The sequence below is a fragment of the Protofrankia sp. CiP3 genome, assembly GCF_917627345.1.
Classification (GTDB): domain Bacteria; phylum Actinomycetota; class Actinomycetes; order Frankiales; family Frankiaceae; genus Protofrankia.
This window is the reverse complement of sequence record NZ_CAKJTM010000203.1, coordinates 1-3,894: the sequence shown is the minus strand read 5'-3', so window position 1 is coordinate 3,894 and position 3,894 is coordinate 1. Positions and strand designations below refer to the sequence as shown.

Below are 3,894 nucleotides of genomic sequence, written 5' to 3'. Positions count from 1 at the left end.
ACCCCTATTGCCGGGCGCTCTTATCTGGCATCAAGCCTACCGGTGAGCCGCACCTTGGCAATCTCATTGGCGCGATCCGTCCGGCGCTGGAGCTGGCGGAGCGGTACGACGCGATGTACTTCATCGCTTGTCGCCTTGACCGCTTGATTCCGCCCATGATTTGGTTCCGCACCATCCCGACGCCGCGCCGTCCGGAGTGACGCGGCGACGCCTATGCCAACCAGATATACCGGGCATCGCGGCAATGGTTCGTCTGGCTCATGAGCGAAGGTGAGATCGAGTACTCGCCCATGGAACACATGAAGCCGGCGGCTGTGAGTGAGCGGCTCGTCCCGCTGGTCGAGGTCGGCCAGATCGCGGCGCTCTTGGCCACGTGCTCGGCACTGACGAGTCGCGATACCGGCCCGGCTCCATCGGGCCAGCGTGGTCGCCTCAATAATCAGGCAACTTAAGATCGTTGATACCGACATGGGTGAGGGACTTCGCCCATGGACCCGGGACCTCGGCTAACGCGTCGATCTGCTCCCAGTGCCGCATGACCATTTTCAAGATCTCCCACATGTTCATATGCCCTGCCTGGGTAAGAAACAGCCCCTTGACCGAGTAGGCGCGCAGGAGGCGTTTCTCGATCAGCCGATAGCGGATGCGCCTGTCACGAGTGATCAGGAGGGAGCGGACTCCCCGACGATCGGAAGCCACACATCATCGAGATCACCCCGCCGGATGCAGGTATGGCGATGGCCGGGGAATGCAACATCACCGCGGACGGTAGCGAGTGCCTTCCCGAGAGGCAGGATGTTCTCATCAACGAAGAACCGCGGTGTGGCCGGGGTGTTCCTGCCGCTCAGGCTGCTGTCTCCTGCCCGTTGATCCGGCTCTCGTAGCGGATCGCCGCCTCGACACCAGCGACCGCGATGTCATAGCCGTTGGCGATCTCAGCGACCGAGTCCCCCGCCGCGAACAGGTCGTAGAGGTTCTCGGTGCGTATCCCGTGGACGACAGGTGCGCCGAAGCTACGCAGGGGGTCGATGACGACCGGGCTGGACTTGTCGTCTGGGTAGACGCGGAGAACTTCCCCGTCACCAGGGGCAAACTCGACCTTTTCCACGAACGCGGCCGCGCCGGGAGCAAGGACGAGCTGGCCGTTTCGGATGACGACCATCGCGAGCTCCCGATCGATACCGGTCTCGTCCTGGACCTCGAGGACGAGCTCGCGGTTCGCGACATACGGTTTGGCGTGGGCGAGGGGATAAGGAACGCCGAGGCGCTCCCGCAGGAGCTGCACGACGGGGCGGAGACGTTGGAGGGAGACCCTGTGGCGTATCCGGTACTCACGGAGATAGCCGGCTTCGACGAACTCTCCCCAGGTCACGGCATCTTCGCCAGTCCGCTCGGGCCGGATGACCGGCTCGTAGTCCGAGCCACCACGGGAGTAGCCGTCGATCCAGCCGCGCAGTCGCGCGGTCCGCACGCCGAGGACACGAGCAGCCTCGCTCATCGAGTAGACCTCGCGGTCCACGACGGTGATCCCCATGCCTGCATCATGCCGCATCAGTGACATGACATGACGCACGTCGCATAGCTTTGGGGGTGTTTCGAAAGCCATCTGTCCGGCGCGCCGAACTCAGCGAATCAACCTACCAGCGCCGTACGCGGATCCTCGATCGCCTCGGCTCCGGCCCTCTCCGTTGGCTCCGCCGCCCGGGAGGGACGTGTGTGCGCAGAACCAGCCGGTCTCGTCCTGCTCGACGGTATAAGGCACGTGAACCACCCGGCTCATACCGTATGCCGGATGGCATCCGGATCAGCAGCGCATCCCATCGCCGGGTGGCCTGCCGCCATGTTCGGCGTGCGCACACGTTGGTGAGAAACCACGATTGGCGGGAGGTTGTCTCAGGTCACGTCGACACGCCGGACTGCATCATGCCATCAGCGACTATCACGCATCGTGACGTCGAAGGTCGAACGACAAGATCTCAGTCGCGAGCAAAGGTAGAATTGGGCTATGGCAACGTCCGCACGCAAGGTCTCACTTACTGGCATCAAGCCTACTGGTGAGCCGCACCTTGGCAATCTCATCGGCGCGATCCGTCCGGCGCTGGAGCTGGCGGAGCGGTACGACGCGATGTACTTCATCGCTGACTACCACGCGCTGACGGTTCTCCGTGATCCTGAGCTGCTGCGTCGCTACTCGCGCTCGGTGGCGGCCACCTGGATCGCCGCGGGGCTCGACCCCGAGCGCATCACCATGTATCGGCAGTCTGATGTGCCGGAGACCTTCGAGCTGACCTGGGTGTTGTCCTGCGTGACGGGCAAAGGGCTCATGAACCGAGCCCATGCCTACAAGGCGGCGCGAGACAGGAACGCCGAGACGGGCAAGGAAGACTTGGACGCGGGCATCAACATGGGGCTCTACAACTACCCCGTCCTGATGGCTGCCGACATCCTGCTCATGGATTCCGACGTCGTTCCGGTCGGCAAGGACCAGTCGCAGCACGTCGAGTATGCCGCCGATATCGCTGGTTCGTTCAATCACCTTTTTGGCGGCGAGCATGACAAACTGAAAATTCCGCAGCCTGTCGTGCCGGCGGCTGACACCGGCAGGACGCTGCCCGGTATTGACGGCCGTAAGATGAGCAAGAGCTACGGCAACACCATCCCACTGTTCGTCAGCGAGTCGCAGCTCAAGAAGCTGGTGCGGCGCATTCCCACTGACAGCACGCCCGTCGAGGACCCGAAGGACCCGGACAGCTCGTCGGCCTTCCAGATTCTGGAGCAGTTCGCCACTCCCGATGTCACCAGCGATACACGGAAGCGCCTCGAGGCTGGCGGTATGGGCTGGGGCGACCTCAAGAACCTCCTGTTCGACGTGCTTAATGACCAGCTGGGGCCACTGCGTGCACGTTATGACGCGCTGATGGAGCCGGGCAGCGAACTGGACGACGTGCTCGCGGCCGGGGCCGAGAAGGCCCGCGCTCGTGCGCGGCGAGTCCTGCGCCTTGTCCGAGAGGCGACCGGTATCCAGTAGAAGGTTGGTCACGAAGCGGGGCTGCTCCACTCGCTGTGCACGGCCCACTCGGCGTGCACGGCGCCGAAGGCGCGGAGCGCCCTGTTCGCGATCGTCGGGGTCATGCCAGCGATGCCGAATACACCGCATCGGTGGCGCCGTGCTTCTTGTGTGGCGCCTTGAGCTGCCGCCAGCAAGCCCCCGCTGTCAACGACGCGAAATGTGTCAAGAACGTCGGCAGAAGTCGGCGACGGTGACTATGTCGCCGAGGCGGAGACGGTTCAATCCCTCTAGGGATGATCAGTGACTGTGCGCGATGTTCTCGGTCAGGCCCGCCAGGTACTGTTTCAATCCCTCTAGGGATGATCAGTGACGTGCGCGCGTTGGGCGTGCTCCGGGACGAGGACTGGATGTTTCAATCCCTCTAGGGATGATCAGTGACTGGGACCCGGCCGATGTCCACACGTGGTTCTCGCCGTTTCAATCCCTCTAGGGATGATCAGTGACTCACGCGCAAGGACGGCACCAAACGGGCCGGGACGTTTCAATCCCTCTAGAGATGATCAGTGACCCGGCGACGGCGTGGCTGGCCGCCGCGCTGGGCATCCCGTTTCAATCCCTCTAGGGATGATCAGTGACTCGTGCGGGCCGGGGTGGCGATGGGCAACGCGGGTTTCAATCCCTCTAGGGATGATCAGTGACTCGGCCGCGGTCGGCCCCTCGCCACAGAGACCGCACACGGGTTTCAATCCCTCTAGGGACGATCAGTGACTACCTCCTATCGGCAACGCGCAAACGATAGGAGAACGCGTTTCAATCCCTCTAGGGACGATCAGTGACCGCTGAACCCGGCACGAATCGGAATCATGATGACGTGTTTCAATCCT

The 3,894-nt window shown here is 63.0% G+C and carries 3 protein-coding genes, 1 pseudogene and 1 CRISPR repeat array; of the genes and pseudogenes, 2 read left to right on the top strand and 2 right to left on the bottom strand.

What is annotated here, in order from left to right; genetic code table 11:
- Nucleotides 1–29: 29 nt before the first annotated feature.
- A pseudogene (locus MJ797_RS27700) lies at nt 30–128 on the top strand (hypothetical protein); the annotation flags it as partial.
- 304 nt (nt 129–432) lie between these two features.
- On the opposite strand, the gene MJ797_RS26190 reads toward MJ797_RS27700, so the two are convergent.
- Entirely contained in the window at nt 433–699 is a 267-nt protein-coding gene (locus tag MJ797_RS26190) for a hypothetical protein (RefSeq protein ID WP_239342328.1), read from the bottom strand.
- A gap of 145 nt (nt 700–844) precedes the next feature.
- Nucleotides 845–1,534 (bottom strand): DUF433 domain-containing protein, encoded by a 690-nt coding sequence (locus MJ797_RS26185; protein ID WP_239342326.1) that lies wholly within the window; start codon nt 1,532–1,534, stop codon nt 845–847.
- 471 nt (nt 1,535–2,005) lie between these two features.
- Between MJ797_RS26185 and MJ797_RS26180 the strand changes: the two genes are divergently transcribed.
- Nucleotides 2,006–3,028 carry a tryptophan--tRNA ligase gene (locus MJ797_RS26180; RefSeq protein ID WP_239342324.1) on the top strand — a complete coding sequence of 341 codons (1,023 nt, stop codon included), beginning with the start codon at nt 2,006–2,008 and terminating at the stop codon, nt 3,026–3,028.
- A 257-nt stretch (nt 3,029–3,285) separates the two neighbouring features.
- A CRISPR array of direct repeats spans nt 3,286–3,847; the repeat unit is 30 nt; unit sequence GTTTCAATCCCTCTAGGGATGATCAGTGAC.
- Between the last annotated feature and the right edge of the window lie 47 nt (nt 3,848–3,894).

Excerpts from the sequence above, each read along its gene's own strand:
- MJ797_RS26185 (WP_239342326.1), bottom strand. The coding sequence starts at position 1,534 with ATGGGGATCACCGTCGTGGACCGCGAGGTCTACTCGATGAGCGAGGCT.
- MJ797_RS26180 (WP_239342324.1), top strand. The coding sequence starts at position 2,006 with ATGGCAACGTCCGCACGCAAGGTCTCACTTACTGGCATCAAGCCTACT.